Here is a 3,391-nt window from a genome sequence, read left to right on the forward strand (position 1 = left end):
CTCGGTCAGCGAGCCGCGCGCCCGGAACGCTCCCCGCCAAGCTGCGTCGGCATCGGCGATGCTGCCGCCGACGATCTGGGCGGGCAGGCCGCGCACCGGCCGGCCGCGCAGGTCCAGCAGGCCGGTCTGCCGGGCCAGCGCCTCGCCGTCCTTGGTCACCCGCAGCACGTAGCGGGTGTTCTTGCGGATGCCGCTCGCCGACAGCACGTGCACGATCGCGGTGTAGCCGTACAGATCGAAGATGTCCTTTTTCAACCGACGGGCGATGACCCCCTGGTCCACCTCCGCCTCGACGACCACCCGGCCGGCCACGATGTGCAGCCCACCGGCGAAGCGCAGCAGCGACGCGACCTCGGCCCGGCGGGCACTGACCGAGTTGACCGACAGCCGGCTCAGTTCGTCTTTGACTTCGGCCGTCATCGCCACGGCTGGTCACCTCCCGGTCCGGTCCCACTCGCACCACGCACGTCGCCCCGCCGGCCACCACCGTCGACCGGAATCGGGATGGGCGTCGGAACCGTCGGCGACACGATTCCGCTATCCCGCACCTCGTTCAGCGCCGCCGCCAGCTTCGCCGGGTCATGTAAAGGTGTACCAGGTCGGGCGACGTCGACGAACCGAACGTCGGCGTGCAGCAGCGTCCCGGCTCGGCGGAGCTGCTCGCGTTCCTGCTCACCGGGGACCCGGCCGGCGTCGATGATGATGTGGTGCACGGCGAAACCCGGTGCGTGCTGGGCCAGCACCTGCAGGTGCCGCTCCACCGAGAAGCCGGCGGTCTCCCCCGGCTCGTCGGCCAGATTCACCACCAGGGCACGGCGCGCGGTGGTCGCCTGCAGCGCCGCCGCCAGCCCGGGTACCAGCAGGTGCGGGATCACGCTGGTGAACCACGACCCGGGACCGAGCACCACCAGATCGGCCGACATGATCGCGTCGACGGCCTGCCGGGTGGCCGGTGGGTCGGCCGGCAGCAGCCGGACCCGGCGCACCGTGCCGGGTGTGGTCGCGATCGCCACCTGACCGCGGATCAGCCGGACCGTCCGCGGGTCGGCCGCCAGCCCGGAGACGTCGGCCTCGATCCGCAACGCGACCGGGCACATCGGCAGCACCCGGCCCTTGACGCCCAGCACCCGGCCGATCTCGTCGAGGGCGGCGACCGGGTCGGCGAGCAGTTCGTTGACCCCGGCCAGCAGCAGGTTGCCGATCGGATGCCCGGCCAGCGCCCCACTGCCGCCGAACCGGTGCTGCAGGATGGTGGCCCACAGCCGGCCGACCGGGCTGTCGGAGGCCAGCGCCGCCAACGCCATCCGCAGGTCGCCGGGCGGCACCACGTCCAGCTCGGCGCGGAGCCGGCCGGACGATCCGCCGTCGTCGGCGACGGTCACCACCGCGGTCACGTGCGGGGTCAGCCGCCGGGCGGCCGACAAGGTCGCGTACAGGCCGTGGCCACCGCCGAGGGCGACGATCCGTTGACTCATTCGCGGCCCATGTCCCGATGCAGCACCCGCGCCGACAACTCGCCCTGACCGTCCTCTTCCTCCAGCAGCCGGGCCAGCGCCTCGGCGATGGCGACGCTGCGATGCTTGCCGCCGGTGCAGCCGATGGCGACGGTCATGTACCGCTTCCCTTCCCGGCGGTAGCCGCCGACCACCAACGCCAGCAGCCGACGATAGGCGTCGAAGAACTCGTCGGCGCCGGGCTGGCCCAGCACGTAGTCGCGCACCGCCGGATGCTGCCCGGTGTGCGGCCGCAGCTCGTCCACCCAGTGCGGATTGGGCAGGAACCGGACGTCCATCACCATGTCGGCATCCATCGGCAGACCGTATTTGAACCCGAACGACTCCACGGTGACGCTGATCGGAGCCGCGCCGGATCCCCCGCCGAACACGCCTTCGATGCTCTCCCGCAGCTCCCGCACCGACAGTTCGGAGGTGTCGATCACCAGGTCGGCGACCGCACGGACCGGGGCCAGCATCTCCCGCTCGGTGGAGATGCCCTCGGCAAGGGTCTGCTCCCCCTGCAGCGGGTGGCTGCGCCGGTTGTGTTCGTAGCGACGGATCAGCGCGTCGTTGGAGGCCTCCAGGAACAGCACCCGGGGCTCGACGCCACGGGTGGCCAGCGCGGCCCGCACCGAGTCCAGGTTGCCGGTGAAACCGCGCGAGCGCACGTCCATCACCACCGCGAGCTGGGTGATCTGCGAACCGGCCGCCAGCCCCAGGTCCACCATCTGGGCGATCAGCTCCGGCGGCAGGTTGTCGGCGACGTACCAGCCCAGGTCCTCCAGCACCTTGGCGACGGTGCCGCGTCCGGCGCCGGAGAGCCCGGTCACCAGCACCACGTCGATCTCCGATCCGGTGTCCGGCCGGCCCACGTCGGTCCCCTCGATCATCCCGGCATCCGCTCCCGCTCGGTGTCGTCGGCCGGTCTGCCCAGCGCGTCGATGACGGCGGCCGCGGTGCCCGCGCCGATGCCCGGGACCGAGGTGATCTCGTCGACCGTCGCCTTCTTGAGCCGGGCCAGCGAGCCGAAGTGCGAGATCAGCGCCTTTCGCCGGTATTCGCCGAGACCCGGCACCGAGTCCAGCGCCGACGCCGTCATCCGCTTGGACCGCTTGCTGCGGTGATAACCGATCGCGAACCGGTGCGCCTCGTCGCGGACCCGCTGCAGCAGGTACAGCCCCTCGCTGTTCCGCGGCAGGATGACCGGGTCCGGCTCGGACGGTACCCACACCTCCTCCAGCCGCTTGGCCAGGCCGATCGTCGCGATGTCGGTGATGCCCAGCTCGTCCAGCACCGCCGCCGCGGCATTGACCTGGGGCGCTCCGCCGTCCACCACGTACAGATTGGGCGGATAGCCGAACTTGCGCGACTTTCCTTCCGGGGCAACGACTCCCTCCCCCTGGGCCTGAAGGTGCCGGTGAAACCGCCGCCGGGTCACCTCGGCGATCGAGGCGACGTCGTCGGAGCGCCCCTCCCCGGCGGCGTCCCGGATGGCGAAGTGCCGGTAGTCCGACTTACGCGGCAGACCGTCCTCGAACACCACCAGCGATCCCACCACGTCGGTGCCCTGCACGTGGCTGATGTCCACGCACTCGATCCGCAACGGCGCCTCGGCCAACCCCAGTGCCTCCTGAATGCTTTGCAGCGCAGCAGATCTGGCAGTGAAGTCACCGGCCCGTCTCAGCTTGTGCTGCTGCAGCGCCTCTCTGGCGTTGCGCTGGACGGTCTCGGCCAGCGCCCGCTTGTCGCCGCGCTGCGCCACCCGCAGCGACACCCGGGACCCGCGCAGCCCGGAGAGCCAGTCGGTCAGCTCGCCGGCATTGGCCGGCAGGCACGGAACCAGCACCTCGCGGGGCACCGAATCCGCCGACACGTCGGCGGCCGCCTCCAGCTCG

At 71.6% G+C, this 3,391-nt stretch carries 4 protein-coding genes; all 4 read right to left on the reverse strand.

Going from position 1 to position 3,391, the window contains the following annotated elements; translation table 11 throughout:
- A partial coding sequence (whiA, locus tag AC2VNT_RS00085; RefSeq protein ID WP_486944929.1) for a DNA-binding protein WhiA occupies positions 1-420 on the reverse strand: 420 nt, incomplete at its 3' end.
- A complete protein-coding gene (locus AC2VNT_RS00090) occupies positions 417-1,475 on the reverse strand; it encodes a gluconeogenesis factor YvcK family protein (RefSeq protein WP_486944926.1) in 1,059 nt (352 codons plus the stop codon). The genes AC2VNT_RS00090 and whiA, both read right to left, overlap by 4 nt.
- Complete coding sequence (gene rapZ / locus AC2VNT_RS00095) at positions 1,472-2,386, reverse strand: RNase adapter RapZ (RefSeq protein ID WP_486944927.1); 915 nt, start codon at positions 2,384-2,386, stop codon at positions 1,472-1,474. The genes AC2VNT_RS00090 and rapZ overlap by 4 nt, the downstream gene beginning before the upstream one ends.
- A partial coding sequence (gene uvrC / locus AC2VNT_RS00100; RefSeq protein WP_486944928.1) for an excinuclease ABC subunit UvrC occupies positions 2,383-3,391 on the reverse strand: 1,009 nt, incomplete at its 5' end. The genes rapZ and uvrC, both read right to left, overlap by 4 nt.

The organism is Mycobacterium sp. TH-M15, from assembly GCF_057473705.1.

What these genes read in the sequence shown, in the direction of transcription:
- AC2VNT_RS00090 (WP_486944926.1), bottom strand. Translation starts at nt 1,475, where the DNA reads ATGAGTCAACGGATCGTCGCCCTCGGCGGTGGCCACGGCCTGTACGCG.
- rapZ (WP_486944927.1), bottom strand. Translation starts at nt 2,386, where the DNA reads ATGATCGAGGGGACCGACGTGGGCCGGCCGGACACCGGATCGGAGATC.